Annotated in this window: 13 protein-coding genes; 1 reads left to right on the top strand and 12 read right to left on the bottom strand. The window is 34.5% G+C overall.

Annotated features, from left to right (window positions below; genetic code table 11):
- Positions 1–174: 174 nt before the first annotated feature.
- The 9 genes from ACODST_RS08340 to ACODST_RS08300 all read right to left on the bottom strand — a co-directional run bounded on the left by ACODST_RS08340 (position 175) and on the right by ACODST_RS08300 (position 13,604).
- Positions 175–1,143, bottom strand: a complete 969-nt coding sequence (locus tag ACODST_RS08340) for an RHS repeat domain-containing protein (protein WP_488931658.1) — start codon at positions 1,141–1,143, stop codon at positions 175–177.
- A 309-nt stretch (positions 1,144–1,452) separates the two neighbouring features.
- Positions 1,453–2,043: a hypothetical protein gene (locus ACODST_RS08335; protein ID WP_488931657.1), complete on the bottom strand. Its 591-nt coding sequence runs from the start codon at positions 2,041–2,043 to the stop codon at positions 1,453–1,455.
- 11 nt (positions 2,044–2,054) lie between these two features.
- Complete coding sequence (locus ACODST_RS08330) at positions 2,055–3,047, bottom strand: RHS repeat domain-containing protein (RefSeq protein ID WP_488931656.1); 993 nt, start codon at positions 3,045–3,047, stop codon at positions 2,055–2,057.
- Positions 3,048–3,113: 66 nt separating this feature from the next.
- Complete coding sequence (locus ACODST_RS08325) at positions 3,114–3,608, bottom strand: hypothetical protein (RefSeq protein WP_488931655.1); 495 nt, start codon at positions 3,606–3,608, stop codon at positions 3,114–3,116.
- 12 nt (positions 3,609–3,620) lie between these two features.
- Positions 3,621–4,313: a JAB-like toxin 1 domain-containing protein gene (locus ACODST_RS08320; protein WP_488931654.1), complete on the bottom strand. Its 693-nt coding sequence runs from the start codon at positions 4,311–4,313 to the stop codon at positions 3,621–3,623.
- A 94-nt stretch (positions 4,314–4,407) separates the two neighbouring features.
- Positions 4,408–4,788: a hypothetical protein gene (locus ACODST_RS08315; protein WP_488931653.1), complete on the bottom strand. Its 381-nt coding sequence runs from the start codon at positions 4,786–4,788 to the stop codon at positions 4,408–4,410.
- Positions 4,789–4,791: 3 nt separating this feature from the next.
- The gene (locus ACODST_RS08310; protein ID WP_488931652.1) at positions 4,792–8,250 is read right to left on the bottom strand and encodes a DUF6443 domain-containing protein; all 3,459 of its coding nucleotides are present in this window, start codon (positions 8,248–8,250) and stop codon (positions 4,792–4,794) included.
- A gap of 11 nt (positions 8,251–8,261) precedes the next feature.
- A complete protein-coding gene (locus ACODST_RS08305) occupies positions 8,262–11,324 on the bottom strand; it encodes an RHS repeat domain-containing protein (protein ID WP_488931651.1) in 3,063 nt (1,020 codons plus the stop codon).
- A 615-nt stretch (positions 11,325–11,939) separates the two neighbouring features.
- Positions 11,940–13,604, bottom strand: coding sequence for a CocE/NonD family hydrolase (locus ACODST_RS08300; protein WP_488931650.1), 1,665 nt, complete (start codon positions 13,602–13,604; stop codon positions 11,940–11,942).
- Between the two features lie 220 nt (positions 13,605–13,824).
- Here ACODST_RS08300 and ACODST_RS08295 point away from each other — a divergent pair, with 220 nt between their 5' ends.
- Positions 13,825–14,421 carry a M15 family metallopeptidase gene (locus tag ACODST_RS08295; protein WP_488931649.1) on the top strand — a complete coding sequence of 199 codons (597 nt, stop codon included), beginning with the start codon at positions 13,825–13,827 and terminating at the stop codon, positions 14,419–14,421.
- Here the strand turns inward: ACODST_RS08295 and ACODST_RS08290 are convergent, their stop codons facing one another.
- From ACODST_RS08290 to ACODST_RS08280, 3 genes are read right to left on the bottom strand one after another with little or no spacing between them, the layout of a single operon-like run.
- The gene (locus tag ACODST_RS08290; RefSeq protein ID WP_488931648.1) at positions 14,422–14,988 is read right to left on the bottom strand and encodes a hypothetical protein; all 567 of its coding nucleotides are present in this window, start codon (positions 14,986–14,988) and stop codon (positions 14,422–14,424) included. It abuts the gene before it with no gap.
- Between the two features lie 2 nt (positions 14,989–14,990).
- Positions 14,991–16,172, bottom strand: coding sequence for a THUMP-like domain-containing protein (locus ACODST_RS08285; protein WP_488931647.1), 1,182 nt, complete (start codon positions 16,170–16,172; stop codon positions 14,991–14,993).
- Positions 16,173–16,174: 2 nt separating this feature from the next.
- Positions 16,175–17,266, bottom strand: a complete 1,092-nt coding sequence (locus ACODST_RS08280; protein WP_488931646.1) for an AI-2E family transporter — start codon at positions 17,264–17,266, stop codon at positions 16,175–16,177.
- Between the last annotated feature and the right edge of the window lie 35 nt (positions 17,267–17,301).

Genomic DNA, 17,301 nt, shown 5'->3' with positions numbered 1-17,301 from the left:
ATTTATTGAAAAAAAGACTGATAAGAATAAAGATGGATAGAAAACAAAAAACACTAAAAAGCTAAATATTTTTCTAAAATAATCTTGATATAAAAATTGATGTAATAGGTACAAAGAAATTGCGACAATAAAAAAAACTATTGAGTATAATATATTTTTTTTCATATCTTAAATTTATTTAAAATTAAATCCATTTTTAATTGCTCGTTGATCTTCAGCACTATCTTGGAACAGTTCGTTCATTTGAGACCCAAAGTATACTGAATTATAACTAAACCCATTTCTAGCCATCCAATTTCCCCACATAAAGTTTCCGGCATCATATAAATTGTATATTGTTTGAGAATTTCCAAATTTAAAATAGTGCATATAAGAATTATATTCAGATCGAAATACTCCTGTTTCCAAGTAGTTTTTTTCTGCTTGAGAAAAATACTTTGGAACTAAATAACTCTCGGTAAAATCTGCATTACCACGAGACATAATTCCCGCCATGATAAACGCTCCCTGAATACTACCGAATCTTTGCAGTAAAGGATCCATACCTGCTTCTTTCATTGCTTTTGATAATTGAGATTTAGAAATAGCATAAAATAAACGATCACCTATAGCCCATTGTGGGAAATCACCTTGCCTGTCAGAATACGCGAAGTCATTCTTCTTATCATTAAAAAATAATTGTTTACCATTTTCATCAAAAAATCTGTTTGGTTTACCATTTTTAACAACATTTGTAACAATTCCAAAAGAATTAACTGTTATATCATCCTTGGGACTTTCATTAGTACTTTCGGAACTTGGCGCTTGATACACATTTACCAAATCCGAATCTTTAATACCATGATCTTTTTTCCACTCTTCTGTAGAATACATTCCGTCTGGATCTATAAATCTCATTGAATTATTATAGCAATATACATAAGGTGAAAAACGTCTGGATAACTCAGCCAATGGATCAATATTTATCCAGCGTCCTAAAACTGGATCATAATTCCGGGTTCCATAATCATACATATTAAGCCCCAGCTCATCCAGAAACTCTTTCCCGTTATACTTGTATTTTTGAGCAGGATTGGTTGAGGTAACGGCAGCATTATATCCTTTATGTTTTAAACCAAAAGGGTAATAATTATTTTCTTCCACAATCTCGGCACTGGTTGCAATACCGTTGCTGTCAGCATCACCGTAGCTTAAACGAACGTTTCCTAAATGGTCTTTGTATTGGTAAATATAAGTATAAGCTCCGTTATCGTTTCTTACATACTCTTTAGTAGTTTCTTCTTTTTCTTCTTTTTCGATGCTGGTTGCGCCACACGAAAGGATTCGTGCGGGAGCGGGGTAGAAATTACAAATTATATGTCCTGTTTAACGTGTAAGTAACACGTACCATAAGAAAGGGAGCGGGGTTACAATTCTAAAATCATATAACTAACTTTGACCATACTTATAAAACTACGACATAAGTAAAATGTCTCTTTTATAAACTTTCCAGCTTCCATTCTCTTTTATTAAAAATACGATAAATGTAGTCCCATATTTTCCTACTGATTTTGTCAATAATAATATGGCTTTATTCTTAGATATTTTAAAATTCTCTATATCAATCCTTCCAGCATATTTAATAGTTTTATCTTGTTCATTGTCATTAAAGAAGAAATAATATTTGCCAATTTTTTTTGGAAAATTAGAATCTAATGCGATTATTGAATATTCTTTTTTATCTATAACATCCTTAAAAATTACACTTAAATTTTTATTTTTTGCAAAATAAGATTTTGTAAAATCCTCTAATCCTGCAATATAATCTGTTTTTTGAGATAATCTTACAGATAATTTAGGATATGAAATAGAATCGCTCGGTGTAGTTATGAATGCTCCCCTACTATAGGCCACTGTATCAACTATCGTTAAAAAATTATCTTCAATAAACTTTTGTCCTGGATTAACCTGATTATTTTGCTTCTCAACAATAATTTCTTTTTTGCATGAAATAACTAATAACGAGCAACAAAAAGTCGTTAAGCAAATGTATTTTGTCATCATAATTTGTTTTTTTAGAAAAGTGGTGGTAATTTGTATTCTGGATCTTTAAAACTCCAATTGTATTTTTTAACTAGCTCTTTATTTTTAGAGAAGAAATTTCCAAGTTCATTATTGGTTAGTCCACCATTGATTATGTGTCCGTCAAAAGTAGCTCTTTCCCATCCCCAACCCATTTCATCAGTATCATATTTCTTTAAACCATTTGCTATTCTTCCTGCATGAACAAATTCATGTAATATAGTAACTGCAACAAAAAAAGAATATACTTGTAATTCATCATTTTTTTTAAGAGTTTCTAAGAATTGAGCATTTCCAATTTCAATAAAAATAAGTGAACTACTTTCAGTTAAGCCGTCAGGGCTATATTTATGTATTTTATCTAATGCCTTAAAGTCCATAAGTATACTACTATTAGTGTATTTTAATTTATCCAGAACCTCCATGGTTGAATAACCTGACCATTCGGATAATTTTTTTAGAATTTCTGGATTTGATTTTACATACCCGGTCAATTTTCTTAATATTTGCATAGTACGTGGATACTTTTTTTCATAGTCAAAGGCATTTTTTGGGTTAATTTTTGTTGGCATAATTTCACTATCAGTAATATCAGTTTTCTTACTGCCATCTGTATTTAAACCATAACTTCCCATTGCTTCCGAAAAAGAAATTTGTTGCCCAGAATCATTTTCATATTGACCTGTATTCCAATTGTAATGCTCTCCTGTCATTCCACTAGGATCAGCCCAGTAAACAGGATTTCCATTGAACGCAGTGTATGGGGATTGACTATGATGAACTATAGGGTCATGCACCACCCATCTCGCAATTGCGGGATCATATAAGCGCGCATCCATATCATACATATTAAGCCCCAGCTCGTCCAGAAACTCTTTACCATTGTACTTGTTTTTTTGAGCAGGGTTGGCTGAGGTAACTACAGTATTATATCCTTTATGTTTTAAACCAAAAGGGTAATAACTGTTTTCTTCTATAATGTTCAAGTTTTTGTTGTAACTCAAACATATATTTCTCCCGCTATATAATAATTATTTCAGTACAAAAGAATTTTACAATTTCTCTTGATAACATTTCATTCTTGGCTCAAAAATTATTGGAGGATTACCTTTTCCATATTCAGGCATCTTACCTAAAACATCTTGAAAACTTGTATTCTCATTTTTAATAATTGCATTATTCCCATCTCCAAATAAAAGAACAGGAATACCTTCCAACTTTGAATAGCCAATAAACTTTTTAAATGAATCTGGTCGGCTACCTTTAAAAATAATATAGTCCGTTTTTGAAATACAAATCTCATTTTTGTCAGACATTTTTTTTGTAATTATTAATAAAACTGGAAAATCGTATTTACTATAGTTTATAGTATCTTTTAAAATTTCATTAAGAGATTTTTCTAAGTTAGAGCCTTTTATATTATAAGTGCTTTCTATATTTAATAAATCGTCATATGAAATATCCTTGTTGTCAGATTTACAACTGCTCATTGTGACAACAATTATTAGGACGATTAATTTAAACATTATTTTTATTGCTTTTATCATTTTACTTTATTTTTAAAATTTTACTGTAGTACCTCTATTATAAATATAATTTGTAACGCGTCCAGGATACCATTTATCAAAATAAGCTTTCATTTTAATATCATTTCCTCCGTGAGCATTATCCTTTCCGTCAAGACCTGAAGGTGTTAATGAATAAGCACTTGGATGACTATGAGTGAACATATATTTAGTGATACTATTTTCTTCTAAAAATCCAGATAGCAATGTAACACCACCATATTCAATATCAGTTTTAAATGAAGTTGCGATGTAAGATTCTTTTGAGGAAGATATTATTGACCACTCCACGTTAGTATTATAGGCAAGGAAATTGAATAATTGCTTCATATTAGAATTATTTTTCCCAAAATAATATCTAAAATTCCCATACTTAGATGTTCCTTTTTCACCACCAATTCCTCCATTTATAGTACCCGCATCAACATCCATAGTTCTTGATGTCCTTTTTCCTTTATCATTCAAAGCAATTAATTTATCTACCTCTTTACCATTTTTATCTTTATACTTGGTTTCATCAACACGATTAATATTTCCATTTTTGTCAACAGTATAGGTATCATCGTCCGCAATAGTATGACTTGAAATAGCCACATCGGCATCAACTTGCTTTCCTGTGTCTTTATTTTTATAAATTCCTTCATCCCAATCGTAATAATTTCCTGATTGTCCTGCTTGTGCCTGCATTCCATCTGGGTTCTTGAGGGAGCAGGGGTTACGTCGTTATTTTATAAAAACACTTAATCTGTAACATTACCAGAATCATTATCCATTTAATATCCTACCGTAAATAGTGTTTAGCTGAATCCCTTTTAATTCTCATATCATAATAGTTGTCCATTTCTTCCTTAGAAAAATAGCAATAAACCATATAACTATCAAAATCTTTATCAGTATATGCGGACTTTATGTTAACAATATCATACGCCATAAAAAATGCTTTTGATTCTGCTCGATGATTTCGAGTATTAGTAATTTCACCAGCTAAAAAATGAATAACAAAAGGTAGATAATGCATTCTTTTTTTATCTTTCAATATTCCGTATATTTCTTTTTGTTTATTTATATAAGTTTCAACCTCGTATTGTTTATATCCTATAAAAACAAGAATTATAGTGATAATACCGATAAATGATTTCTTTATTATTGTTATTTTTTTCATATACTATTTTTTTACCCAAGACTTGCCATTCCATTGATATGTACCAGAAGATAGATTTGTAAAATTAGATATTAAATCAGATAATCCACTGGCTTTCTTTTTTGAATCTTCCTCATTTTGAGCTGTTTTGCCAAAATCAAAGTTCAAATGAGTAACTTTATTTTTATCATTTTTATAATAATAATCTGCACCTACAAAACCAGCATCTAACATTTCACCCGCCGTAGGAAATTCAGGAGTGTTGTACCACATTAATTTATCAATTAAGGCTTCAGCATCTTCTTCTGTATAACCAGCCTTAATTAACGATACCATTAATATATTTTTAGCTCTTCCTGTACACCAAAGACCTCCTTGGTCTTTACCATTTCCTGCTTCGTTTGCTATATAACTAGCTATAATTTTTTCAACATCTTTTGGTAACTTAACTCTCATACGAATTACAACATCGCCGCTTTTCGCATAATCCATAATAGTTTTTCGTTCATTAATATATCTAGAAAGGCCATATTCATTATTATACGACTCAGTAGAATCTTCTCTTGTCGCTGAACCACTCAAATTTCCATATGCTGTATTATAGTATCCCGTAGGTCTTGCACCTAATGCCGTATGCCCATTAATATAATATGTAGCATGATTATACCAGGTTCTTCGAGGTCCAATGTAGTAAATATAGACATCTTTACCATCTGGGTCTACAAACAAATTTGGGTTATTTAAAACATAATTATATGGAGATACTGGCAAATAATTATCAGCATTAGGATCAATGTTCATCCAGCGTCCTAAAACTGGATCATAATTCCTTGCCCCATAGTCGTAAACATTAAGCCCCAGCTCGTCCAGAAACTCTTTGCCATTGTACTTATATTTTAAAGCAGGATTGGTTGAGGTAACTGCAGCATTATATCCTTTATGTTTTAAACCAAAAGGGTAATAATTGTTTTCTTCCACAATCTCGGCACTGGTTACAATACCGTTGCTGTCAGCATCACCGTAGCTTAAGCGAACGTTTCCTAAATGGTCTTTGTATTGGTAAATATAATCAAAAACGCCGTCATTGTAAGCGACATATCCTTCGGGCTGCGGGAAAAATTTTAAAATACCGTCCTCATATACATACCCGCCTGCGTACTCGGTTGTACTATCAATAACGGGTACAAGCTGGCGGCCCTGAAATTCACGTTTTATTACATTTTTAGAAACTTTTTGGCCGCTGGCATCATAAACATATTCTATTGCTGCATTCCATGTTCTTCCTGCCATGCTTGCTTTTACATTAAAAGGAATTACTCTTGGCAGGTTTAAATGATTATAAATGATATCTGTAGTAATAATTTTGCCGCTATCCTGAAGCATATTGCCATTGCTGTCGTAGGTATAATTACTGGTACTGTTAAATCCTTCTGAAGAGCCTGAGCTGTCTGTTACGTTCATAAGTTTATTACCGGAATCGTACGTATAAACTAAATTGTCCATTTGTCCAAACTGAGTTGCGTTTTCATCCGTATTGCCTAGTCTGAGCAGTGTCAGAATGTTACCGTTTTTATCATAAGTTAAACTTTCATTATAGCGGTTGGCGTTATCAACAGCTTTGGTAAGCCGGTTTAAAGCATCGTAAGTATAGGTATAATTTCTTAAAGTGCTGCTGGTATTCGCTGTTTTCCAGAAAGTCTGGCTGATGTTTCCATTGTATAATTTCGTCCCTGTTGTAGGAGTGTTGTAATTGATCTGAAAAGCAAATAGATCAGTACCTATACTAGTAACATCATTAATGTTCTTAAGCCAGCCGCGAATAGTGTAGCCAAAGTTTACAGTCTGCAAACGCGGTTTAGTTGTTTTTCCTCCAACGCCTTTGCTTATCAATTGTCCCAGACTATCATAAGTATTGTCTGTAATAAATTCCTGCGCCTGATTGTTTATCTTTTGCTTTTGTGTCAGGAGCCTGCCTGCATTATCATAAGTAAAAGTGTCTATAATGGTAACAGGGGCTGCAAAAGCCTGTTGATGGGTGTTGGTTGTTTCCATCACCTTGCCTGTAAAATCAAATTTGGTTTTTGATGTATTTATGACCTCCAGATAGGCATTCTTCGAATAATTGTAAATCGGTCTTGCTTTAGTATCATAATAAATAACAGTTGTAATCCAGCTTAAATTATTCAGAACACGAACTTTGGTGCAGGTGCTCAATCCTTTTGCGTTGGTTATAGGGGTTATACCGTAAGATGCTGTACTTGCTGCTCCGGCCAAATCAATGTTACTGTAAGTATCATAATAATGAATCGTAAACAAATCAATTCCTGTATTTGGGAAAGCATTGTTAGAATAATTTACAGCGGAACTGTTAATGGTTAAAACGGTCGTCTGTCTGCTTTCATACAAGCTGGTACTGCTGTTGGCCAAAGACTGTACATCAGCTCTTGTGGTCTGAACGGTATTGGTATACTCACCTGTATAAACGGGTCTGTTAAAAGCATCGTATTTGGTAAACAGCCATTTATTATTAGCCCTTAAATTGGCATCCTGAGTCAGAATCGGCCTGTCGAGTTTGTCATATACAATATACTCCCAATCTTTACCGGGCAGTTTTTTTTCAATAAGACGGTTGCGAAAATCGTAACGGTACTGGTAACATAAATCGTTTAATACAGATTCTGTAATTCCGCCTTCGGCCTTTGGAGACAATACATAGGTTAGATTACCGTAATTATCGTAAATATAATAGGTATCATGCGGCAGGTTTTGGTTATAGGTTCTTTTAAGTATAACCTGACCTTCTTTATTTTTAAATTCTACCGTGGTATTGTTATTTCCAGATGTCCAGTTCTCGTCTTTAGTGATGGTTTTGTACAATTCACCAACAGCATAATTTGTAGAAAGGGTAAGGGCTGGCATATAAACGCCATTGGCATTCAGTGTAGTAGTTACTACGTATTTTTTTACCAGATCTGCAGCAACGCTGGTCATATAATCCAGTTTTATTTCGTGACCGCCGCCCAGTTTCCAATCGTTTCCGGGTGCCGCCAGTTTTAAGATTCTGTTAAGTGGTGAAGCTTCATATTCTTTTTGAGAAAAAGGATTTAGGGTGTTTTCATAGGCTGTAGTATTATAAAATGTACCCGTTTCTGTGAGTGCATTTGTTTTATAATGGAGCGAAGCGGCTGCAGCGGGTACATAAGGTAAATACTCTTTTGCCTGACGCCCCAAAGCATCATATTCAATAGGGGTAACGATATCTTTCCCTGTTGTTCCGGACTGTTGGTGGGCTACCTGCTGAACGGGACGCCCCAAACCATCAAAATACGTAATATTTTGATTGGCCTGCAGTACGGTAGGTGTTGAAATACTGGTAGTTGATCCTATTTTGTAGATGGTGGTTTTGATGTAATTCTCTGTTTGCGTCTGACTCAAAAGCAAAACCGGAAACAGCATCAGCACCCATACGATTATATTTTTCATGATGTTCTAAATTATTTTTTAAAATGATATTCGCTTTCGGATATGATATTTCCCCCATTATCCTTTACAGTCTGTAAGCTGCCAAAGGCATCATACAAATAGGTAGTTTTATAACCTCTGGGATCCGTAATAGTGCTGATTCCTTTTAGCGGTGCATAAGTATAGGTGGTAACCATAGCGTTAGGAAGTGCATTTCTTAAAGAGGTTAACTGCGTGAGTAAGTTTGCTTCTATATTAGCGTTTGATGCCGTTTGTATTGCTGTAATCAGAGAAGGAGTAATACTGGAATATACTGCGTTTTCGATCTTAGCAACGGGCAGGGTTTGGTTGTAACCCCAAATAATACTTACCGGAATACCGTTTTGAGGCGTATATTGTAAAATATTGCCTTTGGCATCGTATTGATTGTAAGTAATTTTATTTTCTAATGCACCAACCGGGGGAACCGAAATGCTGGTTAGCGTATTAGGAAATTTAGCACTGTATTCATTTTTAGGTAAGAGCTGAAGTGTTGTTGGGTTTTTATCGTAAACCGTAACTTTTTCGGCTATTTTATCAGTTCCTTTATAGTTTTCGATCTTTAGGGGAGTATCTATTCTGTTGGCTGAAACCAAATCAGCCGCATAAGGCAGGGTGGCTGCCTGCGAATCCTGAGGGTAGTAAAAATTACTTTTTAAAGGGGTACTGCCGGAAGTAGTACTTGTTTCGCTTGCCAGCTGATTTTTAGAGTTGTAAGTGAAAGTTTTGGTAACTACTACCGGATTACTTCCATTGCTGTCATAGGTGGTAGTAGTGTTCTGAACAGGATAATAATTGTATCTGAAATTTTTAACTGCGGCTGCAAACATCAGGGCATCTGTATTGGTACAGGAACCTATGGAGAAATTCCTGATGATTTGTTTTCCGAAATCATTAAACCTTGCAGCGTCATTTCTGTAGGTAATTACATTTTTTTTAAGCAGGGTATTGTTAGATTTATAATAGTAAGTTCCTGTTGTTTTCCCTCTTTCTAATTCTAATGAAGAGAAAGGCATATAGGCATCATCACCCTGAATCCAGCCTAATTTTCCTGTTGGTGCCTGGTCATCATGATTAATTCCGTTTTTATCAGTGCCATAATTCGTAAAATAGTATTTGGTATACGAACCGTCTGAGTTTACTTCGGCAACTTCATCATATCCTATATGGGATCCGTTTCCGTTAAAATTATAATTTGAAACAGAATTAAGCTGGTTTATAGTATAGGTAATTTTAAGGCTGCCATTAGCACTTAACCGGTCTGTCGCACTAAAACTATATTGAGGTTTTCCGTTTAAAACCCCGCTTGAAGTTAGTGTTGAAAGAGTAGCTGTTGAGGTATAACCATTTAAATAATAGTATTTTTTCTCGTTTGCCAGCTGATCTGTGTCTGTGTAATTTTTGATGCTGGCTATCCGGCTTCCTCCGGCATAACCCGTGTAAGAGGTTAAACCAATTCGGGAAGGCGGCACAACTCTCGAATGCTGATGTGCTTCCCAGGTAAAAGTTGAATATCCGCCTGTTGGGTATTTCATTTTGATCAGCAGCCCTTTTGTCGCATACAACGGATTGGTTACTCTTTTGTCAAAAGTTGTCAAAGCAGGATTACTGTTAAAATCTATATTATTTCCAAATCCCCAGTGATCTGTTTTGTTACCGCTGTAAGGAGGCATTGACGCAATATTATCATAGAAAAAGCCGTAATTTTTAATTTCCGGGCCATTACTGGTCTGTGTTAAACCGTTTAAAGAAAATCTTTCGGATGTGCTTTGATTGTAACTTAAATAGAAATATTTAAAATGAAAACCGGAACTAGTATTAAAATTACTGCTAACAGTTATCTGATCGAGTTTTTTCCATTGTAAAAGATTCGTGTTTTTATCTATAAGACTCAAATTTGGAGCCGCAGTACTCCATTTATTTAACTGCAGATCTGTATATCGTAAAGTGGTCGCTACAGAACTGCTGAATGTAAGGGTTTCGGTATCGGAGGTAATAGAAGTCAAATACATTGGAAATATATAACTTCCCATTAAATCATTGGTGTTAACACTGCCGGAAGCATTACCTTCGCTGCCTGTTCCGGCAGGACCGCCTGAAATATCTTTGCAGGTATAATTACTGCTGCTTACGGTATAATAAAGGTTACAGTTTATATAGTCTCTGTTATATTGTAAATTAATTTCTTTACCATTACTGTCAACAATCTTTTTTAAAAGCCATGTATCAGCTCTGACGCCCGGGAAAGATTCAGCTCCGTAAGGCGAAGAAAATTCTACGGCATTGGTTCCTCCAAATATGTATTTAGTGCCATTTTCCATTGTTAAAGTAAAACCTTTAAACATTCTGGCCTGATTATTCACCTGATTGCTTCCGAGATTGAATACGGGATTGTATTCGTTTATTAAATCCAGTATCTGTAAGGGACTTAAAAATCCGTCAAGTTCAACTTTGATATTTTCCTCCGATATAACGACCCATCCTTTTGCTGGCCCTGCATAATAAAATTTGCCACTGTGTCCGTAAACGTTAAAACTAAATTCATCAGCCTGGACATCGGGCGAATAAATATTGGTATTGTTAACACTAAAATAACTGTATAAATTAGCCGGAGTATACCAATTGGCTGCTGATTCTATGATTTGCGCCCCGGAAGTATTGGAAGCACTTGCCGGATTTGGATAATAGGGAACTACGGTGTACAAGGGAGTTTCGCCTCCTAATTCATCTATCAGACCTTTTACCTGCCTGTGAATGGTCCCAAAACTGCTCAGATTCCATCCAAGTCCAACCCAGCCCGGATGCTGATTAGGTTTTACTGAACCTGCATGATAACTCAGTATAACAGGAACACTTATTGAACCGGAAGTCAGGGTATGTATCGGTATAGATATATCGGGTGTTCCGGTAAATAAACTGACCGGGATTTCGCCAAATCTTTCCATGGATGCCGCATTGGGACTTTTAATATCCGGGATTATCGAAGACTGACTAAATGCAGATTGCATTAGTAATACGTACAAAATAATGGCGAAATGAATTTTACTTTTTTTCATTATTAATTCTATTGCGTTTATGGTTATGATAATTGTTATTTTGAAAGAACTAATATTTTGTTCTCTCATTAACGTAGAAGTATAAAACCGATAATTTAAATTGGATTACCTGTAAAAGTATTTGCTACACCTTATGATTATTACTTTTGAGATGAGTATTGCCGGTGTATTGGAAAGTTAATTAAGCTGTAATCTTACAAAATGTTTTTTATTTTTGCAAATAATTAACAAATTATTTCTCACTAATATAATGTGAAATAAAATATTGAAGCGGCAAACAGACCTGGTTAAATCTTTTAGAAAACATACCGGATGTTTTTACTAAATAACCTGATAGTATAGTTTTGGGTAATAAAAATGTTCCCGACATTACAACAGCCGGAAAGGGGAGTACCGTTTTAAATATTGGATAAAAAAACAGATTAACAATGATATTTTAAAGCTTTTACTTTATGGCAGTGGACAAAACAGCTTAATTATAGTAATACAATACTTAACAGATTATAAAAGAAATCTGTTATACATTTAATGGTGCCAGAATTATTAGAAATGGCAGGAAAGGGAATATTTTGATGACAGGAGAGATTTAAGTCTAAAATCTTCTTCAAACAGACGTTATTCCAAAACCGGGACCTGTATAAAACTGTCATTGTACCATTTAATCAGTAAAGGTTCTTTGGCATCCTGAATGGTTTCATCGCTTACGTCTTTTCCGGTTCCGTAGTTTAATTGTGAAAAAGGGTTTTTATTGACATTCAGTGCGATTAATAAACGGCTTCCTTTACTTAATTGTTTACTTACCAAATGAGTATTGCTAAAAGTTATGGTTTCGATCGTATCTGGTTTTAAAAGTTGTCTTTTTTCAATGTCTGCCGCATAACTCGCACGGCCTATAAAGTACGACAAATGAAAATAGTCACCATTTGGTGTTACTTCATACAGAGTTACGCCCAGGTCCATATCTTTTTTGCTAATACTGCATCTGACAGTTCCTAAAAACGAACCGTTTACAATCAAAGGAGTTTCCAATGGTTCACTGATAAAAAAATAACCGTCATTTATGCTGACCTCTTTTCGTATAATGGGACTTGGGTAATAATTGTTATTGCTCGTTTCCCGGTCGGCAAAATCGACTTCCTGCGATAAGAATTCGGTTTTCTTTGGTTCTTTATAATCTGCCCGATAGAAATCTCCTGTTTTCAGAGTGGTTAAATAAAAAGTCAGGAATTTATTGTGCATTTTTTCAAACGAAGGAGCGCTTTTCCATACATTGGCTCCCATCACTTCATAATTGATCCGGTCTTTTAAAATATCCGGTTTAACGCCGTTTTTTAAGATATAATCAAACCACTCATACGTAATCTTTTTGATATCAATTAAGGCAGTCGAATCGACTTTGTAATCATTTATTACAGTTTCACCGCCAATCTGGGTACCAAAATGCCCGTAAGGCCCAATTATAAGATAAAAAGGTGTTTTAGGACTGTATTTATGAAGTTCCTTTAAATAATACAAACTGGAGTTTTGCGAATCGTTATAATAGCCGTCAAATGCCAGAACAGGGATATTGATTTGTGAAAAGTCGGTTTTATAAGGTGCCATTTTCTGCCAGTACTCATCAAAAGAAGGATGACTGATCCATTTTTGAAACCAGCGGTTAGGCTCTCCATCAATGCTGTCCAGTTTTTTATAAGCCGCTCCCGTTTCCCACCATTTAAACTGCATTCCTCTAAAACGCTGCCGGTTATTTCCGGCTGTCGTATCAAGATATTTATTGTTGCCTACATAAAATGCCCATTCGTAATTGGGATTAATAAAAACATTGTTTTCCATAGGGAGTCCCATTCCGGGCCTGTTAGCTGCATAAGGAACAATGGTTTTAAGTGCCGGATGCATCTTTTTACAGGCTGCCCACTGGGTAAATCCATTGTAACTTCCGCCATACATACCGACGCTGCCATTGCACCATTTTTGTTTACTGATCCAGTCGATGGCATCGTAAACGTCATTGGCTTCATTTTCATAGGGATTAATTTCATTGGGGCTAAAACGCTTTCCTCTTGCATAAACCACAATGCCTATATAGCCCTTATCAGCAGATTCTTTAATTGTTTTGAGATCTCTTCCTTTGTCCCTGACATAAATAGTATATTGCAGAATAACAGGTTTGGGATTGTTATCGTTTTTTTTGCGGGCAGTCATAGCTGATAATACGGCACCATCGCGGGTAGAAATAGAAATACTGTCCTGAATAACATAATCATGTTCTTTATCAGCCATTTTTGCAGCTTGGGTCTGCTGCGCAGAAAGTAGAAATACATTTAAAAATAAACCCAGAAATAAAAATAAAGTCCTGTTATTCATAATCCGTAAGTCTTTAAGTGAAACGAATGTAATTATAAATTTATATATTTACTTTAAGAAAGACTCAAATTATAACTTCATGTTACATTTTATTAAATCCTCCGCTTTTTTTATATTTCTTTTCACAATGGTTTCCATGAAAGCTCAGCACGAGGCTTATGCAGAACCCGTAGAACACAAAATAGAAGATACCACTTTTGTAAACTTAAAAGACTACAGCAAAGATTTTGTCTACGATATGAAATATGCTACAGCGGATAATTTCCTGAAAGCTAAAGTGTATGATTGTGCTGAATGTTTTCTTCGCTTAAAAACAGTAAAAGCACTTATAGAAGCCAATAAGGATTTTATGAAGAAAGGATACAAAATAAAACTGTATGATTGTTACAGACCTTTGTCGATCCAAAAAAGGATGTGGGAAATAGTATCTAATCCTAAGTATGTGGCGGACCCAAAAAAAGGCTCCATCCATAACAGGGGAGGAGCCGTTGATATTTCGTTAGTGGATGAAAAGGGTAAAGAAGTGAATATGGGAACTTCTTTTGATTTTTTCGGACCGGAAGCCGGACATAATTATACTCAGCTTTCTGATGAGGTACTCAATAATCGTAAGTTTTTAAAAAGGATAATGATCCGAAACGGTTTCAATTCATTTGATTCAGAATGGTGGCATTATAATTTAAAAACCGGACTAAAAGATGCTGTTTCAAATCAGAAATGGCATTGTGAGTAATTACTCAACACATCTTATGTTCTGAACAAAATAGGTATTAGGCTGGTAGGTTTTACCATTCATTTCAGAAACTAATTCCCTTTTAACAACATAATCTTCTATATCTGTCAGGTATTTGATTCGCATAATAGAAACAGGAGAATTTTTTAATTCTTCAAAATTGTCTTTCATAAACATAAAAATTCCGGTGGTTACACGGTTATCAAAACCTTTGTCGTCACGAATCAGAGTGCCGCAGTTTTCCTGATTGATATGGATCAGCGTTACAATTTTTCCGTTTTCTAACTGAAGGAAAACTTTAGAATTTTTATCAAAGCAATTCGCTTTTAGAAAACTTTTACTTTTTTGGATAAGCTGTAAATTTAAAGTAGGTAAACCGTCTGTCTGCGCAAGTGAAAAGAAAACATAACTGGAGGTTCCCCCGAAGTTTTTCTCACTGATCAAATATTCATTGGTTACTTTATACGTTCCAATTGAATCGGTTACATTGGCACTGTATTCACAAGGTTTTTGAGCAAATAAAGTAAAGGCTGATAAAAAAAGAGCTAAGGTAATTAGTTGTTTCATTTTTAGTTTATTTTTCTGCAAATTAAAACTATTTTGTTATCATTTTTATCTGTTGTAAAAAAACTATAGATATTTCCTCCGTTTTTTATTTTCCATTTCTTTCTGATGTTCTCTACACTTTCAGGAAAATTGCGGGTTGTAACGTTCGCCTGCTGGTTTAAAAGCACTGTTTTCATTTCATTTTTTTGATACGAAATGACGTTTTCGATCTCAAAACGTCTTCCCGGAAAGGCAATCAGAGTATCAGATGTATACAAATGAGAGTGTTTGTGCAGTTTGCCTATTTTGAAAAACGAGCTTATTTCGTCAAAACCTCCCGATTTCATAATAGCCGGATTGGGCTCGTAAAGGTACTTTTGAGGAAGTTCATAAAAAAGTGTTTCGTTTTCGTTTCCTGAAACAAATTCAAAAGTTTCAGTTTTATCTTTTAAGATATTGGCTGTTTTTATCGTTATTTCTCCTCTGTACTGGTTGTGAATTTCAAAAAGAAGTTCCTTAACCTCATTTTCAAGCGCAATAATATGAATGTTTTTTACAAACTTTAATTCCGATAATCCGGCGGAAATATCTAGTAACGGGGCTGTTTTTATTAAGACAGAATCGGTATACTCAAAATAAAAATCCAGGGATTCAGGTACATTGGGCAGACAGTCTTTCAGCATAAAAACTTTGCCTTTGGCATCATTTCGTCGGGAAGGATCAATATAAATCCAGTCCCATTTTTGATTGAGACGGGTTAAAACATGAGCAGAATCGTCAGCATAAAAACTACAGTTCTGGACACCTAACTGTTCGTAATTGTGCTGTACGACAGAAGATAAGTCTTCGTTGATTTCGCAGTGGGCAATCGTTTTAAATCTTTTGGAAAAATAATAATCATCGACCCCAAAACCGCCGGTTAAATCAATTAAAGTTTCACCTGAAATTAAAGAAGCTTTATAAGCGGCTGTTTTTTCAGAAGAAGTTTGTTCGACAGATATTTTACCGGGATAAATAATGTTTGCTGTCGTAAACCACAAAGGCAGTTTTTCTTTGGCCTTGCTCTTAGCTTCAATTTGATTTAATACCAATATCCAGTCCACATCAGGAAAAGGATTCTTCTGAAGCGCCAGTCTGCTGACAGATTCACCACTATTCAGCGTTATAAATTCCTGAATATCGGGATGTAAAAGGGAAAGGTTCAAAGCTAGATTCTTTCAGTTAAAACAGAGATAATTTTGTTATTTGGAAAAAACTCTTTTAAAATAACTTTGATCATCGTAAACAAAGGAACAGCGATTATCATACCTACAATTCCAAAAGTAATCCCGCTGATCAAAGTAATCAGGAATATTTCCAGCGGATGCGAATTTACACTTTTTGATGAAATTATCGGCTGACTGATGTTGTTATCAATAGCCTGAACCAGCAGGAACCCTATTACCACATAGATAGTTGTAGGCAGAATTTCTGACCTGAAATCCTGACCAATTAAACTGATCATGGTTAACAATGCTGCCAGAATAGTTCCTATAATTGGACCTAAGTACGGAATAATATTGAGTACTGCGCATAAAAAAGCAATGACAAAAGCATTTTTATTTCCAAAAATCACCAGTACAATTAAATACAATATGAATACAACAGTTAATTGCAGTAAAAGCCCAATAAAATAGCGGGTTAACAGATGATTGATTTTAGTAATCGAATTTAAGATTTTATCTTCATTAGTGTCCGGAAGTATTCTTCTGGCCTGATCTTTAAAAATATCCTGATCTTTTATAAAAAAGAAAGTAATAAAAAATACCGATACCAGTCCCATTCCCATATCGGCCATAAAATTCAGTATAGAGTTTATAAATCCGGTAAAATAACTGAAATCCAAAACCGATGTTACTTTTGAATCTCTCAGCATTTTATTAAGATCAACGTGCTGAATGTTAAAGTAAGTTTCGATACTTTGTTCCGTTTCCATAAACTGTGCCTGCAGCTGATTGGTGTCTAACAAAGATAAATTATTGGCCTGTGAGATGATTAATGGTACAAATAAGAAAATAAAACCAATAAGCAGCAGTATCAAAAGAATGATGGTAGTGGTAGCAGCAAATGAATTTCCAAATTTTAATTTTTGTTTTAAAAACTGGACTAAAGGATTGGCGATCAGGCATAGGATTAAAGAAATACATAAATATACAATGACCGTTTGTATTTCGTATAAAAAGTACAATACCATACCAATTATAAGTATTGTTGCCAGTGCCCTGAGTATTCCGTTAGAAATAGTTTTAGAAGTTACCATATTTAAATTTTAGATCATAAATATAGGAAAAAGCT

Source organism: Flavobacterium sp. FG19 (genome assembly GCF_057809475.1).
This window is presented reverse-complemented; position numbering and strand designations above follow the sequence as displayed.